Origin of the sequence: uncultured Sphingomonas sp. (genome assembly GCF_946477935.1) — a bacterium.
Classification (GTDB): Bacteria; Pseudomonadota; Alphaproteobacteria; order Sphingomonadales; family Sphingomonadaceae; genus Sphingomonas.
This window is the reverse complement of sequence record NZ_CAMLAC010000067.1, coordinates 1-17,120: the sequence shown is the minus strand read 5'-3', so window position 1 is coordinate 17,120 and position 17,120 is coordinate 1. Positions and strand designations below refer to the sequence as shown.

Sequence of the window (17,120 nt, the reverse complement as noted above, 5' to 3'; positions counted from 1 at the left end):
CCCCCGCTCAGCGCGCGCCATAGTTCCAAGGTAGCATTTGGGCCGTCGCCGCAGCGGTTTAGGCTCCAGGTCAGACAGCCCGACCGATCCACCGGAATCGGGCAATGGGGAGAGACCGCATGATCCGACACCGCACCCGCTTCGCCCTGCTGGCAGGCGCCGCGCTATCGACCGGCGCGCTGGCCGCCACCGACAAGCCGGCGACGCCCGCTGCAGCCCCGGCCGCCGCCGCCGGCACCGGGCCGACCGACGCCGACCTGATGAACGACGCGTCGACGCCGGGCGACATCCTGACCTATGGCATGGGCCCCCGGGGGCAGCGGTTCAGCCCGATCACGCAGATCACCAGCGCCAACGTCAAGAATCTCGTACCCGCCTTCTCGGCCTCGCTCGGCGGCGAGAAGCAGCGCGGCCAGGAATCGCAGCCTCTGGTTTATGACGGTACGATCTACGTCACCGGATCGTACAGCCGCCTGTTCGCCTTCGACGCCAAGACCGGCGAAGAGAAGTGGCAATATGATGCGCGCCTGCCGGACGGCATCATGCCGTGCTGCGACGTGGTCAACCGTGGTGCTGCGATCTACGGCGACAAGGTGATCTTCTCGACGCTGGATGCGCATATGGTCGCGCTCAACCGGACGACGGGCAAGGTGGTCTGGAACAAGAAATTGCAGGACTATGCCGCGGGCTATTCGAACACCGCCGCGCCGATGATCGTGAAGGGCAAGGTGATCTACGGCAACTCGGGCGGTGAGTTCGGCATCGTCGGCCGGATCGAGGCGCGCGACGTCAACACCGGCGAACTGATCTGGTCGCGCCCGACGATCGAGGGCAATGTCGGCGAACTGAACGGCAAGCCGTCGACGATGACCGGCAAGCTCAACGCCAGCTGGCAGGGCGATCAGTGGAAGACCGGCGGCGGCGCGACGTGGCTGGGCGGCACCTATGATCCCGACACCAACCTCATCTACATGGGCACCGGCAATCCGGCGCCGTGGAACAGCCACCTGCGTCCCGGCGACAACCTGTATACGTCGTCGACGCTGGCACTCGACCCCGAAACCGGCGAGATCAAGTGGCATTATCAGACGACCCCGCACGACGGCTGGGACTTCGACGGCGTGAACGAATTCATTCCGTTCGACCAGGGCGGGCGCAAGCTGGGCGCGAAGGCCGACCGCAACGGCTTCTTCTTCGTACTCGACCGAACCAACGGCAAGTTCGTCTCCGCCACCCCGTTCGTCAGCAAGACGACCTGGGCGAAGGGGTATACCAAGGCCGGCCGGCCGATCTACGACGACAGCAACCGTCCCGGCCCGCCGACCGCCGAAAAGGGGACGACGGTCTTCTCCGCGCCGGCGTTCCTGGGCGCCAAGAACTGGATGCCGATGGCGTACAGCCAGCAGACCGGCATGTTCTACATCCCCAGCAACGAATGGGGCATGGACATCTGGAACGAGCCCATCGCCTACAAGAAGGGTGCGGCCTATCTGGGCGCGGGCTTCACGATCAAGCCGCTGTACGAGGATCACATCGGCGTGCTGCGTGCGGTCGACCCGAAGACCGGCAAGATCGCGTGGGAATACAAGAACAAGGCGCCGCTGTGGGGCGGCGTGCTGACCACCGCAGGCAATCTCGTCTTCACCGGCACGCCCGAAGGCTATCTGAAGGCGTTTGATGCCAAGACCGGGCAGGAACTGTGGAAGTTCAATACCGGGTCGGGTGTGGTCGGTTCGCCGGTGACGTGGGAGCAGGACGGCGAGCAGTATGTCGCCGTGATGTCCGGCTGGGGCGGCGCGGTGCCGCTGTGGGGCGGCGAAGTCGCTAAGGCGGTGCAGAATATTAACCAGGGCGGGGCGCTCTGGGTGTTCAAGCTGCCCAAATCGTGACGAGCGGATGGGGGGCGTCGGCAACGACGCCCCTTGGCTCCGGACCGGTCGAAGCGGTAGGTTCGCCGCCGGGAAGAGGGGTCAGCGTGGAACGTGTCCTGATTGCGGACGATCATCCGCTCGTACGCGACGGCTTGCGGACGGTGATTTCGGTCGCGTTCGACCAGACCGAATTGTTCGAGGCATCGTCGATCGCGGAGGCGCAGGCGGTGATTGAGCGCGAGGGTGATTTCGACCTTGTCCTGCTCGATCTCAACATGCCTGATGCCGATGGCTTCGCCGGATTGGCGACTTTGCGCGCGCGCTTTCCGTCTGTGCCGATCGTGATCGTCTCGGGGGCGATCGAGGGCGGGCTCATCAGCGCGGCGATCGCGCACGGCGCGGCCGGGTTCATTCCAAAATCCTTGAAGCGCAGTGCCATCGTCGCGGCCATTCGGTCGATCCTGGCGGGCGACGTGTTCATGCCTGAGGAATTCCGCGTCGGGACGAGCGACGGGGGCGAAGGCGCCGACATTCGCCGCCGGATCGAGACGCTGACCCCGCAGCAGCGGGTCGTGCTCGGGCTGGTGGTCGCGGGGAAGCTCAACAAGCAGATCGCCTATGAGCTCGACGTGTCCATGACGACGGTGAAGGCGCACGTCTCCGCCATCCTCGCCAAGCTCAACGTCTACAGTCGTACCCAGGCGGTCATCCTGGCGAACAAGGTGCATTTCGTCGGAACGGCGCCGGGCTAGGTCCCGCTGCCACTGCCACTATTGGTCAGCTGCGCCAGCAAAGCCCGCAGCTGTGCCGGCTTTACCGGCTTTTGCAGCACGTGCAGCCCCTGCGCGCTCAGCGTATCGCGTAGCGCCGGCATGCGGTCCGCGGTGATGATGACCGCGGGCACGGGGCGGCCGAGATGGGCGCGCAATCGCGCCACTGCGCTATCGCCGGTCACGCCGTCTTCCAGATGATAATCGGCCAGGATGACGTCGATCGCTGCGGTCTGGGATGGAGGGACGGCGCGCGCGGCGCTCTCGTCCAGCGCGGTGACGACGTCGCAGCCCCAGCCTTCGAGCACGGCGCGCATCCCATCGAGGATCATCTGTTCGTTGTCGAGGACGAGCACCGCACGTGCGCCGATGCCGCGGCTGCTGGTCACCGTCACCGACGTGCGTGACTGCACGCCGACCGCGGCCAGCGGCGCGGCGACGGTGAAGGTCGATCCCGCACCCGGTGCGCTCTCCAGCCGGATCGGATGGCCCAGCATGCGCCCCGCGCGCTGCACGATGGCGAGGCCCAGGCCGATGCCCGGACCGTTGCGGCCGTCGAGCCGGCGGAATTCCTCGAAGATCTCGGCATGGTGGCGCGGATCGATGCCGGGGCCGGTGTCGCTGATCGCCACGCACACCTCGCCGCAGACGCATCGTGCGGCCATCCGCACCTCGCCCGTCACCGTGTAGCGCAGGGCGTTCGACAGGAAGTTCTGCAGGATGCGGCGGAGCAAGCGCGCGTCCGAGCGGACCCAGATATCGGTCGATGCCACCACCAGCGACAGTCCGCGTTCGGCCGCCGCATGCGCATATTCGGCGCGCAGGGCGGCGAACAGATCGTCGAGGGGCACATCGACGATCTCAGGCGTGATCGCGCCGGCATCGAGCTTGGAGATTTCCAGCAGCGCCTCGAGCAGTTGCTCGATCGAATCGAGCGCCGATGCGGTCTGGTCGACCAGCGTCCGGTTGGGCGGTGCGAGCCGGCGCGTGCCGAGCGCGGAGACGAACAGTCGCGCCGCGTTGAGCGGCTGCAGCAGATCGTGGCTGGCGGCTGCGAGGAAGCGCGTCTTCGACAGGTTCGCCTGTTCGGCGGCGGTCTTCGCCTCGCGCATCGCGGATTCGGCGGCGACCCGCTCACTCACCTCGCGCTGCAACTCCGCGGTGCGCTCGGCGACGCGGCGTTCCAGCGCCTCGGCGGCGCGCAGCCGGTCTGTGACGTCGTTGAAGCCGATCACCATGCCGCCGCCCGGCATCGCCAGCCGGCGAACCTCCAGCGACCGCCCATCGGCGAGGCGACGGATCTGCGATACCTCGCGGTCGTCGGCGTGTTCGTCGATCCAGCCGAGCGTGTTGATCGCGTCGGCACGCGGCAGCAACCGCTTGCAGCGCTCGACCAGCGCCCGATGATCAGCGATCTGCGCGCGCGCGCGCCCCGGGTTCAACTGGAGCAGCGTTAGCAGCGGTCCGTTCCACGCCAGCAGCGCGCCGCCGCGATCGAACACACAGACGCCCTGCGGCATCGCATCCAACGTCGATTGCAGCACCACCGCACGCTCCGCCGCCTCGCGTGCCCGCTGCCGCGCCTCGCCCGCCTTCAGGTCGGTGATGTCGGTATAGACGCCGACAATGCCGCCTTCGGACGTGCGGCGTTCGTTGACCTGGATCCAGCGGCCGTCCGCCAGCGCGATGACATGGCCGCCGCCCGCCACTTGATGCTGCGCAACGCGTTCGGATATCCACCGATCCGGTGCAATCATCGCGCCAAGGGAGCTGCCCGTCGCGCCGATCCGGCCGGCAATCTCGTCGAAGCTGACACCGGGTACGATCTCGTCGGCGATGGCCGGCCAGAGCGAGCGGTACGTCTGGTTGCACAGCAACAGCCGGTCGTCGGCGTCGAAGATCGCGAAGCCTTCGTTGATCGTCTCGATCGCATCGCGCAGCCGGCTGCGCGCGCTGTCGGCGGCATCGCGAGCATGGGCGAGCGCGGCGTTGGTCGCGGCGAGATCGGACAGCGCGCGCTCCAGATCGGCGGTGCGATCGCGGACTTTGCTTTCCAGACTGATGGCGGTTTCGAACACTGAAAAGGCGTTGCCCTGAAGGTCGGTCGAGCGTTCGACCCGGCTCATCAGCGATGCGTTGATCCGGGTCAGCTTGGCGACCTGCGCCTCCAGCGCCTTGACCCGTGCTTCGGGATCGACGGCGAGGTCGTTGGCGGGGCTCAGCATTGGATGCGACCGATCGCCAGCCCGCTGAACGTCTGGTTGACGTGCAGGCCGTGGTACTGTTCGCCATAGGTGTTGAAGCCGACGACGCCGCGCGCCGCGAACAGGCGCGAAACCGCCTGGCGCAACTGGCGCTGTTCCATTTCGACTGAATTGAGCACGCAGTCGAAACCCAGGACGTGGTCGATGCCGCCGACGCTGTCGTCCAGATCGTCGAACAGGCGGTTCAACCCGCCCAGGATGTCGCCCGCTTCGCCTAGCGTCAGCACGATGCCCTCGTCGATCGCGCAATAGAAGGTGAGGCTGCCGTCCGGATTGGCAGTCTGGATCGAGCGTACGTAATATTCGCCGCCGGCGCGAACCATCGGCGGATGCGTCGCGAAGACGGCGGGGCCGAGGTCCTCGACCCGCGCGCCGATCAATCGGGCATATTCGGCTGCGGCGGGTTCGGCATTGATCTCGTGGACGGTGCGCAGGTCGGTATCGGCGGCGGTGATGACCATCTTGATGCTGCCGGGGCCGTAATGCTGCGCACGGAACGCCTTCAACGGACGTCGCGACGAGAGCAGTGCGACGACCGCAGCATCGCGCCGGAACCGCCCGTCGTAGAGGACGAACGTCTCGCGAAAGTCGAGGCCGTCGCCTGACGAGCCGCCGATCAGCGGCACCTCGCCAAGGGCATCCTGCAACGTCAGCGTCAGCATCTCCTCGCGATGCGACAGGCCGTCGACCAGGAAGACGCCGGCATGATGCGTCATGCCCATGTCGCGCGTCACTTCGTTCGCATCAGCGACGAGCGCGCGAAGCACCCTCTGCGCCTCGGCGGCATCGAACACGTCGAGATTTTCGAAACAGGTCGCCGACAGGCGGAAATCGCTCATTGGAAAGCCGATCGCGGTGATCGTGCCTTCGTCCAGTCCGTCGGGCGTGATCTCGCCGGACGAGGTGCAGCCGACGATCGTCAGCCCTTCCGATCGCGAACCGATCGCCTCCGCCAGCGTATCGAGCGGGTAGCGACTGGAGCAGAACAGGATCAGCCCACCGAGCTCGGGCACGTCGATGTCGCGGAACAGTGCGCGGATGGCGAGTTCGGGCTCGTCGATGCGGGTGGACGCGACACGGATGGGCATGACCGCGATCATGTCATCGCGCAGGCCCAGCGTCATCCCCTCATTCGCCCCGCGCCGGTTCGCCGGCGCGGTCGAGCGCGTCGGCTTCGTCGTCGGTGAACACGCGACTGCGCACGATGAATCGCACGCCCTCCGGCCCTTCCAGCGAAAAGCCGGCGCCGCGGCCGGATACGACGTCGATCGTCACCTGCGTATGCCGCCAATAGGCGAACTGCGCTGCGCCGATCCATACCGGCACGTCACGCGCTGCGCCGACATGGCCGAGCAGCACGTCCTGCCCACCGACGCGGAACTCCCCGGTCGGGTAGCACATCGGTGCCGACCCGTCGCAGCAGCCGCCGGACTGATGGAACATCAGCGGGCCATGCTTGTCCGTCAGCATCGCGATCGTCGCATCGGCCTGCGGCGTGGACAGGATACGGGGCGGGGGCGTCATGAGCGTGTCTCCTGAAACCGAAAGAGCGGCGGACCCGAAGGTCCGCCGCAAGCTGCCCCGCAGGTCGCGGGAAAGGGGGAAGGCTCCCTGCGGGGCATGGACGAGATCAGAAGAAGCCGAGCGCCTTCGGGCTGTAGCTGACCAACAGGTTCTTGGTCTGCTGATAATGATCGAGCATCATCTTGTGCGTCTCGCGACCGATGCCCGACTGCTTGTAGCCGCCAAACGCCGCATGGGCCGGATAGGCGTGGTAGCAATTGGTCCACACGCGGCCCGCTTGAATGCCGCGGCCCATCCGGTATGCGGTCGTCCCGTCGCGCGACCATACGCCGGCGCCGAGGCCGTAGAGCGTGTCGTTGGCGAGGGCGAGCGCGTCGGCGGCATCCTTGAAGGTCGTGACGGCGACGACGGGGCCGAAGATCTCTTCCTGGAACACGCGCATCTTGTTGTGGCCCTGAAGGATCGTGGGCTTGACGTAATAGCCGCTGCCGAGTTCCCCTTCGAGCGTGGCGCGGTCGCCGCCGGTCAGGACCTTGGCGCCTTCGGCGCGGCCGATGTCGAAATAGCTCAGGATCTTTTCGAGCTGGTCGTTCGACGCCTGCGCGCCGATCATCGTCGTCATATCGAGCGGGCTGCCGGCCCGGATCGCCTCGACGCGGGCGACGCACTTTTCCATGAACCTGTCGTAGATCGATTCCTGGATCAGCGCGCGGCTGGGGCAGGTGCAGATCTCGCCCTGGTTGAGCGCGAACATCGTGAACCCCTCGACCGCCTTGTCGAGGAAGTCGTCATCCTCGGCCATCACGTCGGCGAAGAAGATGTTGGGCGACTTGCCGCCCAGTTCCAGCGTGACCGGGATCAGGTTCTCGGTCGCATATTGCATGATGAGCCGGCCGGTCGTCGTCTCGCCGGTGAAGGCGATCTTGGCGATGCGCTTGTTCTGGGCAAGCGGCTTGCCCGCCTCCACGCCGAAGCCGTTGACGACGTTGAGCACACCCGGCGGCAGCAGGTCGCCGATCACGTCCATCAGCACCATGATCGACATCGGCGTCTGCTCGGCGGGCTTCAGCACCACGCAATTGCCGGCGGCGAGCGCCGGCGCGAGCTTCCACACCGCCATCAGAATCGGGAAATTCCATGGGATGATCTGGCCGACGACGCCCAGCGGTTCGTGGAAGTGATAGGCGACGGTATCATGATCGATCTCGGACAGCGATCCTTCCTGCGCGCGCAGGCAGCCGGCGAAATAGCGGAAATGATCGATCGCCAGCGGCAGGTCGGCGGCGGTCGTCTCGCGGATCGGCTTGCCGTTGTCGATCGTCTCGACCATCGCGAGCAGCGACAGCTTCTCTTCCATCCGGTCGGCGATGCGGTTGAGGATCAGCGCGCGTTCGGCAGGGGCGGCCCGGCCCCACGCATCCTTCGCCTTGTGCGCGGCGTCGAGCGCCAGTTCGATGTCCTCGGCGGTGCCGCGGGCGATCTGGCAGACCGTCTTGCCGGTCACCGGCGAGGGGTTGTCGAAATACTGGCCGCGCACCGGGGCAACCCAGTCGCCGCCAATGTAATTGTCGTATTTGGGGCGAACCGCGACCTGGCCCTTCAGCTGGTCTAGCGCTTGTTGCAACATGGCATCCTCCTGATCTTCTCCAGCGACTGTCTGCCTCCCGTTCCATGCGCGCCATTGCACCAAAGGCCGATTGCGCCGGATCGCCCCAGCTGGCTGAGACGGCGGGGTAAAAGGAGAGTTGTATCATGAAGCTTGCATATGTCGCCGCCGCGCTGCTGGCGCTGACCGCGACCCCCGCCTTGGCCAAGGAGTTCGTGGTCAAGATGAAGAATCAGGGTGCGGCGGGCGCGATGGTGTTCGAACCCGCATTCGTGAAGGCGATGCCGGGCGATACCGTCCGCTTCGTGCCGTCCGATCCCAGCCACAATGCGGAGACGATCCCGACGATGCTGCCCGCCGGCGTCGCGCCCAGCAAGGGCGGCATGAACAAGGAATTCGTTCTGCCGGTATCGACGCCTGGCCTTTATGGCATCAAGTGCATGCCGCATTATTCGATGGGCATGGTGGCGCTGATCCAGGTCGGCAAGGGGCCATCGTCGAACCTCGCTGCGGCCCGCGCGGTGAAGCTGCCGCCGTTCGCCGCCAAGCGGATGACGCCGATGCTCGCGCAGGCGAAGTAGGATGCCCGCCGCCTTGCTGGTAAGCTATCCGGCGACCGATGGCGCGCGCTTCGACCGCGACTATTACATCGCCACCCACCTGCCGCTGGTGCGGGAGAAATGGGGGACGCACGGCCTCACCGACGCGATCGGCATGTGGCCCGACGACGATGCGCCGGCCCATGTCGCGGTCGCACTGCTGACGTTCCGGGATGCTGGCGCACGCGATGCGGCGCTGGCGTCGGCAGAGGCGGGGGCGGTGTTCGGCGATGTCGCGAACTTCACCGACATCCAGCCGTCGGCGCAGCTGCTTACCGTCGCCTGACGCTTGCCCGATACGGCGCGACCGGGACGAGGCTGCGTCCCAGGTCGCGCCAGCCGTCGCTGCCCTCGGCGAACCAGCGCACCTGCGTATAGCCGGCGCGGCGCAGGCGGAGCGCAGCATTCCAGCTCATCCAGCAATCCGCCAGGCAGAACACGATGATCGGCGCGCGCGGATGCCGGGCCGCGAGCGTGCGTACGCCGTCGAGGAACCAGCGTTCGATCGCAGGGTCGGGCATGCCGCGGCCCGCTTCGGGAAACCAGTGTGCGTGCGGGATCGACACTGCGGGCCGGGCAAGCCGCCACGCACCCGTCGCTGGATCGCGCACGCCGCCTTCTGCCGGCACGACGTCGATCAGCAGGGCGCGGTCGCCGAGCGCCGCGACCCCCGCGGCATCGATCTGCGCCACGCCCGGCGGTGGACCGGGCACCACGCCGCGATAGGCGGCGATGCGATAGCCGCCGACCGGATCGAACGCCGCATCCTGAACGGGCGCGATGATCGATGCGGCGAGGGCGAACAGACGACCTGATACCATGGTGCGATGGTAGCGGCGCGGCGGCAGGCGTAATCCCCTACCTTGGAATGACACGCTGGATGATCCTCGCGCCGATCGTATCGATCGCGCTGCTCGCCACCCCGGCCACCGCCGCGCTGCCGAAGGATCCGCTCGCTTCGCCGATGTGGGCGTTCGTCGGCAATCAGGTGTTCGGGGCGAATGCCGTCGTCCGCTTCGATCCCCGCGTGAAGGTCAGCTTCCCGACCATCGCAGAGAACCAGCGCGTGTTCCCGGTGCAGGTCGACGCGCGCGGCATCCCCAACGTGGTGCGGATGGTCATCATGGTCGACCTCAACCCGATCCAGCTTCCGCTCGATTATCAGCTGGAGGATGCGGACGCGTTCGTCGCCACGCGTATCAAGCTCGACCAGCGCACGCCGGTCCGCGGCGCGGTGCAGCTGAAGGACGGCAGCTGGCTGGTGTCGGGCGGCTGGATCGACGCGGCGGGCGGCGGCTGTTCGGCGCCGCCGGTCAGCCGGGTGAAGGGCGACTGGTCGCAGCATCTGGGGGAGGTGCGCGGCGGGCTGTGGCAGCGGGACGGCACGGCGCGTCTGTCGCTCGCCTTCCGCCACCCCATGGACACCGGTCTCGTCGACAATATCGCGGCCTATTATCTCGACGAACTCGCCGTCACCTCCTCGACTGGCCGTCCGCTGGGCAAGTTGAAGTTTCAGGCGGCGCTGGCGGAGGACCCGGTCATCGCGCTGCAACCGCATCTGCGGGAAGGCGAGGGCGTCCGCTTCGACGGCCGCGACACCAACGGTATCGAATTTCGCGGTCGCGTGGAGCCGATCCGTTGATCGACCGCCGCCACCTGTTGGGCGGCCTTGCCGCGCTGGTCGCCGTGCCGGCCGCTTCCGCCCCGCTCACCTACACGCTGGTGCCCCAGCCGGTCGCCGGCGGCATCTGGCTGATCCGCGGCGCCGATGAGGACATCCGTCAGTCGAACGGTGGTGCGATCGCCAACATCACGGTCATCGCCACCGATGCGGGCGCGGTGCTGGTCGATGCGGGGCCGTCGCTGCGCTATGGCCGGCAACTGGCCGAGCTGGCGGCGAAGCTGGTCGGCAAGCCCGTGACGCGGGTGTACCTGACCCATCTTCACCCCGATCACACCTTCGGCGATGCCGCCTTCGATCCCGCCGCGATCGCCGCGACGCCGGCGCTGATCGCCGACCTGAAGGCGGAGGGCGGCGGGTTCTCGGACGGCATGTACCGGCTGCTGGGCGACTGGATGCGCGGTACCGAGCTGCGGCTGCCCGGCCATGTCGTCGCCACGCCGGAGGAAACGGTTGGCGGCCGCACGTTCCGGATGCTGCCGCTCGCCGGGCACAGCGCCGCCGATCTCGCCATGCTCGACACGCGGACGGGGACGCTGGTCGCGGGCGACCTCGTCTTCCACGATCGGGCACCGTCGACGCCGCACGCCGATCTGCCGCGGTGGCGGACGTCGCTCGACACCCTGAAGGCGCTCGACCACGCCCGCGTTATCCCCGGCCATGGACCGCTCGACACGACGGCAGTCACCGCGATCGACCAGACCCGCGACTGGCTCGACTGGCTGGAAGGCGCCCTCCGCGATGCCGCCGGCCGAGGGCTCGACATGGTGGAGGCCGGCGCGATGCCGATCCCGCCGCGCTTCGCCGCGGTGAAGGCGGCGGGATACGAATTGCAGCGGTCGGTCGCCCATCTGTATCCGGGGTTCGAGGCGCGCTGGGCGCGGGTCGACCAGCGTTAGGACAGCCGCGCCGCGGCGACGATGCTGCCGCCATCGGCCGCCTGGAGCAGCACGACGCGGCGCCAGCGCGATGCGGGCGGCAGCGCGATCCGCACCGCATCACCGCCCCACCGGCCGATCGCGCGCAGGCCGCGCACGACGTTGCGATGGGGCAGGGTACGGCCGATGTTCTCGCCTGCGCCGATCGGCACCGATAGGGTGCGCGGATCATAGTCGACCAGCCATAATGTCGCGGGCCGTGCGGTGCGCCGGTCTGCGCCGATGGTCAGCGTCGCACCCGACTGCCGGATCGACGGGCCGGGATCGGCCGGTTCGGCATTGCGGATCGCACGCGCCGTCTCGGCGGGATCGCGGCCGGTGATCGCGATCCGGCCGTTGACCAACACCTGCGGCGTCGCCAGCTGGCGGTGGCCGACGATCGCATAGCGCCGCTGCCGCTCGGTGAACGCGGGCTGCCCAAACCGGTCCCGCCAGCCGAGCGCATCCCAATAGGTGACCGAAAAGCTGAGCGCGATGACGTCCGGTCGATCGGCGAGCGCATTCACCACCGCCTGCGCCGGCGGACAGGCCGCGCACCCCTGCGCGGTGAACAACTCGACCACGACCGGCCGCGGCACCGGAGCGCTCGCCGAGAGCGATAGGCCGATGCCCGCGAGCCAGAGCCTGTGCATCGCGGCAGGCTCGCCCGCCGCGCGCGTGGACGCAATGATACCAAAGTGCCAGGCGCGACCGCCGGCATCGGCGGCTAGGAGAGGGGCATGAGGAGGGGTTAGGTGACGCGCCGGGATGGATTGCCGCTGGCGGCGGCGGTTGCGCTGCTGGCGTCGATCGCGACGCTCGCCGTGTTGTTCCTTCACACCGCCGACCGGGGTGCGGCACTGTTCGGCCGCGCGGCGCTGAGCCAGGCGCAGTTCGGCGACGTGCTGGCGATCCACGCGGCTGCGCAGTCCGGCGAGGCGCCGGCGCTCGCCGCCGCGCTGGCGCGCTACCGGGCGGACATTGCGGCGGAGCGCCGTCTCGTCGGCGCGGGCGGGCCGCATGACGAACGGATCGACGCGGCGGCGATGGCGGCACTCGTCGGGGCGCAGCCGCCGCGGCTCGCGGGGCTGTCGCGGCTGGTCGCCCTCGCCGCCGCCCGCGAACGGGCCGAGGCCGATGTCACCGCGCGACAGATGGCGGCGCTGCGTTCGCGCAGCCGCGGGTTCGCGCTGCTGCTCGCCGCCTGCGCCGCGCTGTCGGCGCTGGTCGGTGCGGCCGGGTTGCGCCTCGCCAACCGTCGGCTGGAGCGGGCAGTTGCGGACCGGACGGCGCGGCTGGTCGGCGTCGATGCGTCGCGTCGCCTGTTCTTCGCCAAGGTCAGCCACGAACTCCGCACGCCGGTGACGGTGATGCGCGGCGAGGCGGAGGTGGCGCTGGCGACCGGACCCGGCGATGCGGAGGTGCTCGGGCTCGCCCTGCGCGAAGTGGTGATGCAGAGCGAACAGCTCGACCGACGCATCGGCGAATTGCTGGCGCTGTCGCAGGCCGACGATGGCCGGCTGGCGCTGAACGATGTGCCTCTCGATCTGGCCGCGATCGTTGGCAGTGCGGTGACGCGCGCGCGCCGGCACGCCGCCTCGCACGGCGTCCAGCTGACCACGACGGCGGCGTCGGGCGTCGCGATGCGCGGCGACGCCCGCTGGCTGGAACAGGCGCTGGTGGCAGTGATCGACAATGCCATCAAGTTTTCGGGGGAGGGCGACGTCGTTGACATCGGACTGACGCGGCACGGGGCCAGCGCCCAAATCGGCATCGCGGATCGCGGCTGCGGCAGCCTGCCCGACGCGCTGCCACGGCTGTTCGACACCTATTACCAGACCGACGAGGGGCGCGCCCGTGGCGGCAGCGGTCTGGGGCTGGCCCTCGTCCGCTGGGTCGCTGAACGCCATGGCGGCACCGTCCGCGCCGCCGCCCGCGACGGCGGCGGCTGTATTGTCACGCTCGTTCTGCCGGTGACGGCATGAACGTGCTGCTGATCGAGGATGATCCCGGCATCGGTCGCTTCGTCAGCCGCGGGCTGACCGCACGTGGCTATCGCGTCGCGTGGGAGCGCGACGGATCGCGCGCGCTGGCGCTGCTCTCGGGCGAAGCCTTTGCCGCGGTGCTGCTCGATCTGGGGCTGCCCGATGGCGACGGGCTGGCGCTCGCCCGGCGCTTGCGCGAGACGCTGAACGCCATCCCGATCCTGATGCTCACCGCGCGCGGCGCATTGCAGGATCGGCTCGACGGCTTCGCGGCGGGGGCGGACGATTATCTCCCCAAGCCGTTTGCGTTCGACGAGTTGCTGGCGCGGCTGGCGGTCATGGTCCGGCGGGGCAGCGCGGCGGCTCTGGCGGCGCTCCGCTTCGGGGCGCTGGAGCTGGAGCCGGCGAAGTCCGGCGCGACCGTCGATGCACGGGCGCTGCCGCTCAGCCGCCGCGAATACGCCTTGCTCGCCGCTTTGGTGGAGCGGCGCGGCGCGGTGGTCCGGCGGGCGACGCTCGCGGCTGCGATCTGGGGGGATGCGCCGGTCAGCGACAATGCGCTCGACGTCTATGTCGGGTACGTCCGTCGGCGGCTGGCGGAACACCCGTCTGCGCCCACGATCGTGACGGTGCGCGGGATCGGCTTCCGCCTTGCCGATCCCGCCTGACGGGGTCAGAACGTCAGCCGCATGCCCGCCTGCACCGACCGCGGCGTGCCGGGTGCGTAGAAGGTCGAGTGGACCAGCGGCCGCTCTCCACCGATCACCGGGCCGGCGAAGGGCCGTGCGACGAAGCGGCCGGTCGCATCGAACCCGGTCGCGCCCAGCTGCGCGGCGGTTGCATAATGTTTGTCGAGCACGTTGCTGACCTGTGCGTAAAGCGCGAGGCCGCGCGCGGGGCGCACCTCCACCCCCGCGTTCAGGACGGCATAGGCGCGGGTCTTCCTCTCCCCGAGGTAATAGGTGCCGTCCGGCGCATGCCCGCTATTTTCGTTGCCGCGGGCGATCACACCGGCACTGGCGATCATGTCGGCCGATACGGTCAGCCATTGCACCGGATCGATAGCGGCGCCGGCCTTCAGCAGATGGCGCGGGATCAGCGGTATGCGGTCGCCCTTCGCGATGCCGATCGTGCCTTCGAACCCGGGCGCCGGCCCGTCGTTGCTGCTGTTCGCGGAGCCGCCCACCGTCTCGGCGCTGCGATAGGTCGCGTCGAGGAAGGTGTAATGCGCAGACACCGTCAGGGCCCCGACCCGGCCCGCGAGGTCGACGTCGGCGCCCTGCCGCCGCGTCCGGCCGAAGTTGCGGAAATAGCCGAAGCCCGCCTGATCGTCGGCGACGAACAGGATGTCGTCGCGGCTGACAGTGCGGAAGATGCCGGCCCGCGCCTGGATGCCGGCGACGGTCAGGTCGATCCCCGCCTCTACAGTCCGCGCCACCACCTGGTTCAGCGGCGGATCGCCAGCGAGCGCGTTGGGCAGGCGGCACGGGCTCTCGGGATCGGCGCACCCCAATTCGATCGCCGAGGGCGCGCGGCTGGTCTGCGCGACCGCGGCGTCGAACGCCAGGGCCGCGATGGGGGTCCAGCGTAGCGCCACCGCGGGGTTGAGGCGGTGGAAGCGGTGGTCGCCATCCAGCGACCCGGTGCCGCCGCCCGGCGTGATCCGGTCGCGGTTGCGCACGACGGTGCGGTCGAAACGCGCCGACAGGTCGACATGCAGCGTCGGCGTCAGGTCGATCCCGTCGAGCACATAGGTGCTGAACACCCGCGTGCGTGCGTTCAGGTCGACGCGCGCGTCGAAGGCATTCTCCGAATCCTGCGTCCCGTCAGCGAAGGCGCCTGGGCCATCGACCGTTACGATGCCGCGATCGGGCGTCACATAGCCGAACTGCGACGACTGAAGGAAATCCGCGCGACCGTCGACATAGGCCAGACCGAGCGTCAGCCGGTTGATCTCCGCCGTCCAGGCAAGCTCGCCGGTGCCGCCCCATTCGCGCTGCCGCGTCGAGGATCGGTTGGCGAGGCCGTTGCACTTCTCGTTCGGCTCGCTGTTGAGCAATGCATTGGCGATGCAGCGCCAGCGCGGGAAGGGGGTGTTGGCCTGCGTCTCGCCCGCCAGCGGAAAGCCGGTGAAGCCCGCACGGGTAAGCGCGGTCCGTTCGGCGGCATTGGGTTGGTAGAGATTCTCGCCCAGTGCATCGTCGTTGATATCACCGTTGAAGGTGCGGGTGCGGATGGTGCGGGAAAAGGCGTTGGCGGTGAGCGTCAGCCGGTCGGACAGGTCGTGCGCCAGCGTCAGGTTGCCGCTCCATGCGCGGTTCCGCGTGGTGTCGGGTTGAGTGTAGACGCTGCTCCGGTCCCGCTCCAGCAGCCGCAGTTCCTGCAACCCGTTGCCGTTGAGGTTGGTGTCGGCGAAGCTGCCCGAAAGCGCAATGTCAGTACGATCGTTCGCCCAGCCGATCTTGCCGAACAGCTGCCCGGCGCGCGACGGTGAAAAATCGCGCCAGCCGTTCTCGGCCAAATAATCGGCGGACCCGAACCAGTGGAAGCCGCCCCGAGTCTGCCCGCCGAAGGTGGCGCGGGCGATCCTGCGGCGGAAGCTGCCATAGCTGACGTCGGCGGTCATGCCGGGGTCGCTGCGCCCGTCCTTGGTCCGCACCACCAGCGCACCACCGAGCGAATTGCGCCCGAACAGCGGGTTTGATCCCGATACCAACGTGGTCGAACGGATCGCGGAGGTCGGGATCAGGTCCCAGCTGACAACATCGCCGAACGGCTGGTTTACCCGCACGCCGTCGATATAGACCGACAGCCCCTGCGGCGTGCCGAGCAAGGGCGAGGCGGTGAAGCCGCGATAATTGATGTCGGGTTGCAGCGGATTGCCCTGTACCTCGTTGACGAACACGCCACCGACCGTGCGCCGCAGGTAATCGGTCAGGTCGACCGCATGCGTGGCGGCGATCTGCTCGTCCGAAACATGCTGCGCGGGCAGTCGGACCACATCCTCGCCGGTATCGAGCAGCGGCGTCGCGACGACGAGGATGTCGTTGCCGCCGTCACGATCCGGATCGGCGCTCTGCGCGGCCGCGGGTGCGGTGACAACGGCGGCGCAGAGCAGCCAGTGAGCGTGCACGATCGTCTCTCCCCTTTGCTTTTGTGCTGACAGCTTAGCAACGTCGGATGGGGGAGAGGCTGAGAGGAGTCTCAGGATGCCATCGTGCCTTCGGCCGAAATGCCTATCGATCAACCGATTTTCGCGCTCACTCCCACCCAGAGCGTCCGCGGCGTCGCGCGTTCTACGATGCTGGCGCCGCTGATTCCGGCTTCCACCCGTTCGTCGAAGACGTTCTCGGCCCGCATTTCGACCGTAAGCCCCTGAGCAAGCGGCAGCGCGGCGAAGCCGTCCAGCGTCGTCGCGGGGGCGAGGCTGCGGCTGTTCTGGTCGTTGTCAAACTGGCGGGCGACGTGCCGTACCGTGGCCGACAGCGCGGCACCACGCCGGCGCCAGCTCAGCGTCCCCGACAGTGCGTCCCGCGGCGTCTGCGCCGGGCGCAGGCCGTCAAGCGCCATGGCGGCGCCCGATGCCCCGACCCGCGCATCGACATGGCTCCACGACGCCAGCGCGCCGAAGGCGCCCAGCGTGTAGCGCGCATCGATCTCGACACCGGTCGATCGGATCGCATCCAGGTTCCGGCGCACGCGCGACGCGCCGGTCGGCGTCGACGACAGCGTCACGTTGGCGATCGCATCGTCGAGCCGGTTGTGGAAGACGGTGGCCGCGAGGCTGGCACCGGCGAACGGGGTCAGCGTCACGCCGCCCTCGATGCCCGTCAGCCGCTCCGGCGCCAGCGCCGCATTCGCCGCGGTCACGTCGTTGCCGACGCGGAAGGGGCGGTACAGTTC

The 17,120-nt window shown here is 68.5% G+C and carries 16 protein-coding genes; 8 read left to right on the top strand and 8 right to left on the bottom strand.

What is annotated here, in order from left to right; all coding sequences use genetic code 11:
* Positions 1–119: 119 nt before the first annotated feature.
* Together Q0U08_RS09330 and Q0U08_RS09325 are read left to right on the top strand one after the other, a co-directional pair.
* Positions 120–1,889 carry a methanol/ethanol family PQQ-dependent dehydrogenase gene (locus Q0U08_RS09330; protein WP_298091154.1) on the top strand — a complete coding sequence of 590 codons (1,770 nt, stop codon included), beginning with the start codon at positions 120–122 and terminating at the stop codon, positions 1,887–1,889.
* 86 nt (positions 1,890–1,975) lie between these two features.
* Positions 1,976–2,623, top strand: coding sequence for a response regulator transcription factor (locus Q0U08_RS09325; RefSeq protein ID WP_298091153.1), 648 nt, complete (start codon positions 1,976–1,978; stop codon positions 2,621–2,623).
* Here Q0U08_RS09325 and Q0U08_RS09320 read toward each other — a convergent pair.
* From Q0U08_RS09320 to adh, 4 genes are all read right to left on the bottom strand, one after another.
* On the bottom strand, positions 2,620–4,866 hold the full coding sequence (locus Q0U08_RS09320; protein ID WP_298091152.1) for a NahK/ErcS family hybrid sensor histidine kinase/response regulator: 2,247 nt from the start codon (positions 4,864–4,866) through the stop codon (positions 2,620–2,622). The genes Q0U08_RS09325 and Q0U08_RS09320 overlap by 4 nt on opposite strands.
* The gene (locus tag Q0U08_RS09315; RefSeq protein ID WP_298091151.1) at positions 4,860–6,029 is read right to left on the bottom strand and encodes an FIST N-terminal domain-containing protein; all 1,170 of its coding nucleotides are present in this window, start codon (positions 6,027–6,029) and stop codon (positions 4,860–4,862) included. Before Q0U08_RS09315 ends, Q0U08_RS09320 begins: the two co-directional genes overlap by 7 nt.
* Positions 6,030–6,033: 4 nt before the next feature.
* Entirely contained in the window at positions 6,034–6,429 is a 396-nt protein-coding gene (locus Q0U08_RS09310) for a DUF779 domain-containing protein (protein ID WP_298091149.1), read from the bottom strand.
* A gap of 106 nt (positions 6,430–6,535) precedes the next feature.
* A complete protein-coding gene (gene adh / locus Q0U08_RS09305) occupies positions 6,536–8,056 on the bottom strand; it encodes an aldehyde dehydrogenase (RefSeq protein WP_298091148.1) in 1,521 nt (506 codons plus the stop codon).
* Between the two features lie 125 nt (positions 8,057–8,181).
* Between adh and Q0U08_RS09300 the strand changes: the two genes are divergently transcribed.
* On the top strand, positions 8,182–8,616 hold the full coding sequence (locus Q0U08_RS09300; protein ID WP_298091146.1) for a pseudoazurin: 435 nt from the start codon (positions 8,182–8,184) through the stop codon (positions 8,614–8,616).
* Between the two features lies 1 nt (position 8,617).
* Complete coding sequence (locus Q0U08_RS09295; RefSeq protein ID WP_298091145.1) at positions 8,618–8,920, top strand: EthD family reductase; 303 nt, start codon at positions 8,618–8,620, stop codon at positions 8,918–8,920.
* Here Q0U08_RS09295 and Q0U08_RS09290 read toward each other — a convergent pair.
* Positions 8,907–9,455, bottom strand: a complete 549-nt coding sequence (locus Q0U08_RS09290) for a rhodanese (RefSeq protein ID WP_298091143.1) — start codon at positions 9,453–9,455, stop codon at positions 8,907–8,909. The two genes, Q0U08_RS09295 and Q0U08_RS09290, sit on opposite strands and share 14 nt — an antisense overlap.
* 59 nt (positions 9,456–9,514) lie before the next feature.
* Here Q0U08_RS09290 and Q0U08_RS09285 point away from each other — a divergent pair, with 59 nt between their 5' ends.
* Positions 9,515–10,276, top strand: coding sequence for a quinoprotein dehydrogenase-associated SoxYZ-like carrier (locus Q0U08_RS09285; RefSeq protein ID WP_298091141.1), 762 nt, complete (start codon positions 9,515–9,517; stop codon positions 10,274–10,276).
* Complete coding sequence (locus tag Q0U08_RS09280; RefSeq protein WP_298091140.1) at positions 10,273–11,214, top strand: quinoprotein relay system zinc metallohydrolase 1; 942 nt, start codon at positions 10,273–10,275, stop codon at positions 11,212–11,214. Before Q0U08_RS09285 ends, Q0U08_RS09280 begins: the two co-directional genes overlap by 4 nt.
* On the opposite strand, the gene Q0U08_RS09275 is transcribed toward Q0U08_RS09280, so the two are convergent.
* A complete protein-coding gene (locus Q0U08_RS09275) occupies positions 11,211–11,885 on the bottom strand; it encodes a thioredoxin family protein (protein ID WP_298091139.1) in 675 nt (224 codons plus the stop codon). The two genes, Q0U08_RS09280 and Q0U08_RS09275, sit on opposite strands and share 4 nt — an antisense overlap.
* A 102-nt stretch (positions 11,886–11,987) precedes the next feature.
* On the opposite strand from Q0U08_RS09275, the gene Q0U08_RS09270 reads away from it, so the two are divergent.
* Positions 11,988–13,217, top strand: a complete 1,230-nt coding sequence (locus tag Q0U08_RS09270; protein WP_298091138.1) for a cell wall metabolism sensor histidine kinase WalK — start codon at positions 11,988–11,990, stop codon at positions 13,215–13,217.
* Positions 13,214–13,885, top strand: a complete 672-nt coding sequence (locus tag Q0U08_RS09265; protein WP_298091136.1) for a response regulator transcription factor — start codon at positions 13,214–13,216, stop codon at positions 13,883–13,885. The genes Q0U08_RS09270 and Q0U08_RS09265 overlap by 4 nt, the downstream gene beginning before the upstream one ends.
* A gap of 5 nt (positions 13,886–13,890) precedes the next feature.
* Here Q0U08_RS09265 and Q0U08_RS09260 read toward each other — a convergent pair whose 3' ends face one another.
* Together Q0U08_RS09260 and Q0U08_RS09255 are read right to left on the bottom strand one after the other, a co-directional pair.
* Positions 13,891–16,350: a TonB-dependent receptor gene (locus tag Q0U08_RS09260; RefSeq protein WP_298091135.1), complete on the bottom strand. Its 2,460-nt coding sequence runs from the start codon at positions 16,348–16,350 to the stop codon at positions 13,891–13,893.
* 110 nt (positions 16,351–16,460) lie between these two features.
* On the bottom strand, positions 16,461–17,120 hold a 660-nt coding region (locus Q0U08_RS09255; protein ID WP_298091133.1), incomplete at its 5' end, for a TonB-dependent receptor.

Bases quoted from the DNA above. Each gene is read 5' to 3' on its own strand.
- Q0U08_RS09285 (WP_298091141.1), top strand. From the start codon at position 9,515: ATGATCCTCGCGCCGATCGTATCGATCGCGCTGCTCGCCACCCCGGCC.
- Q0U08_RS09310 (WP_298091149.1), bottom strand. From the start codon at position 6,429: ATGACGCCCCCGCCCCGTATCCTGTCCACGCCGCAGGCCGATGCGACG.
- Q0U08_RS09295 (WP_298091145.1), top strand. From the start codon at position 8,618: ATGCCCGCCGCCTTGCTGGTAAGCTATCCGGCGACCGATGGCGCGCGC.
- Q0U08_RS09290 (WP_298091143.1), bottom strand. From the start codon at position 9,455: ATGGTATCAGGTCGTCTGTTCGCCCTCGCCGCATCGATCATCGCGCCC.
- Q0U08_RS09320 (WP_298091152.1), bottom strand. From the start codon at position 4,866: ATGCTGAGCCCCGCCAACGACCTCGCCGTCGATCCCGAAGCACGGGTC.
- Q0U08_RS09330 (WP_298091154.1), top strand. From the start codon at position 120: ATGATCCGACACCGCACCCGCTTCGCCCTGCTGGCAGGCGCCGCGCTA.
- Q0U08_RS09300 (WP_298091146.1), top strand. From the start codon at position 8,182: ATGAAGCTTGCATATGTCGCCGCCGCGCTGCTGGCGCTGACCGCGACC.
- Q0U08_RS09275 (WP_298091139.1), bottom strand. From the start codon at position 11,885: ATGCACAGGCTCTGGCTCGCGGGCATCGGCCTATCGCTCTCGGCGAGC.
- adh (WP_298091148.1), bottom strand. From the start codon at position 8,056: ATGTTGCAACAAGCGCTAGACCAGCTGAAGGGCCAGGTCGCGGTTCGC.
- Q0U08_RS09315 (WP_298091151.1), bottom strand. From the start codon at position 6,029: ATGACGCTGGGCCTGCGCGATGACATGATCGCGGTCATGCCCATCCGT.
- Q0U08_RS09265 (WP_298091136.1), top strand. From the start codon at position 13,214: ATGAACGTGCTGCTGATCGAGGATGATCCCGGCATCGGTCGCTTCGTC.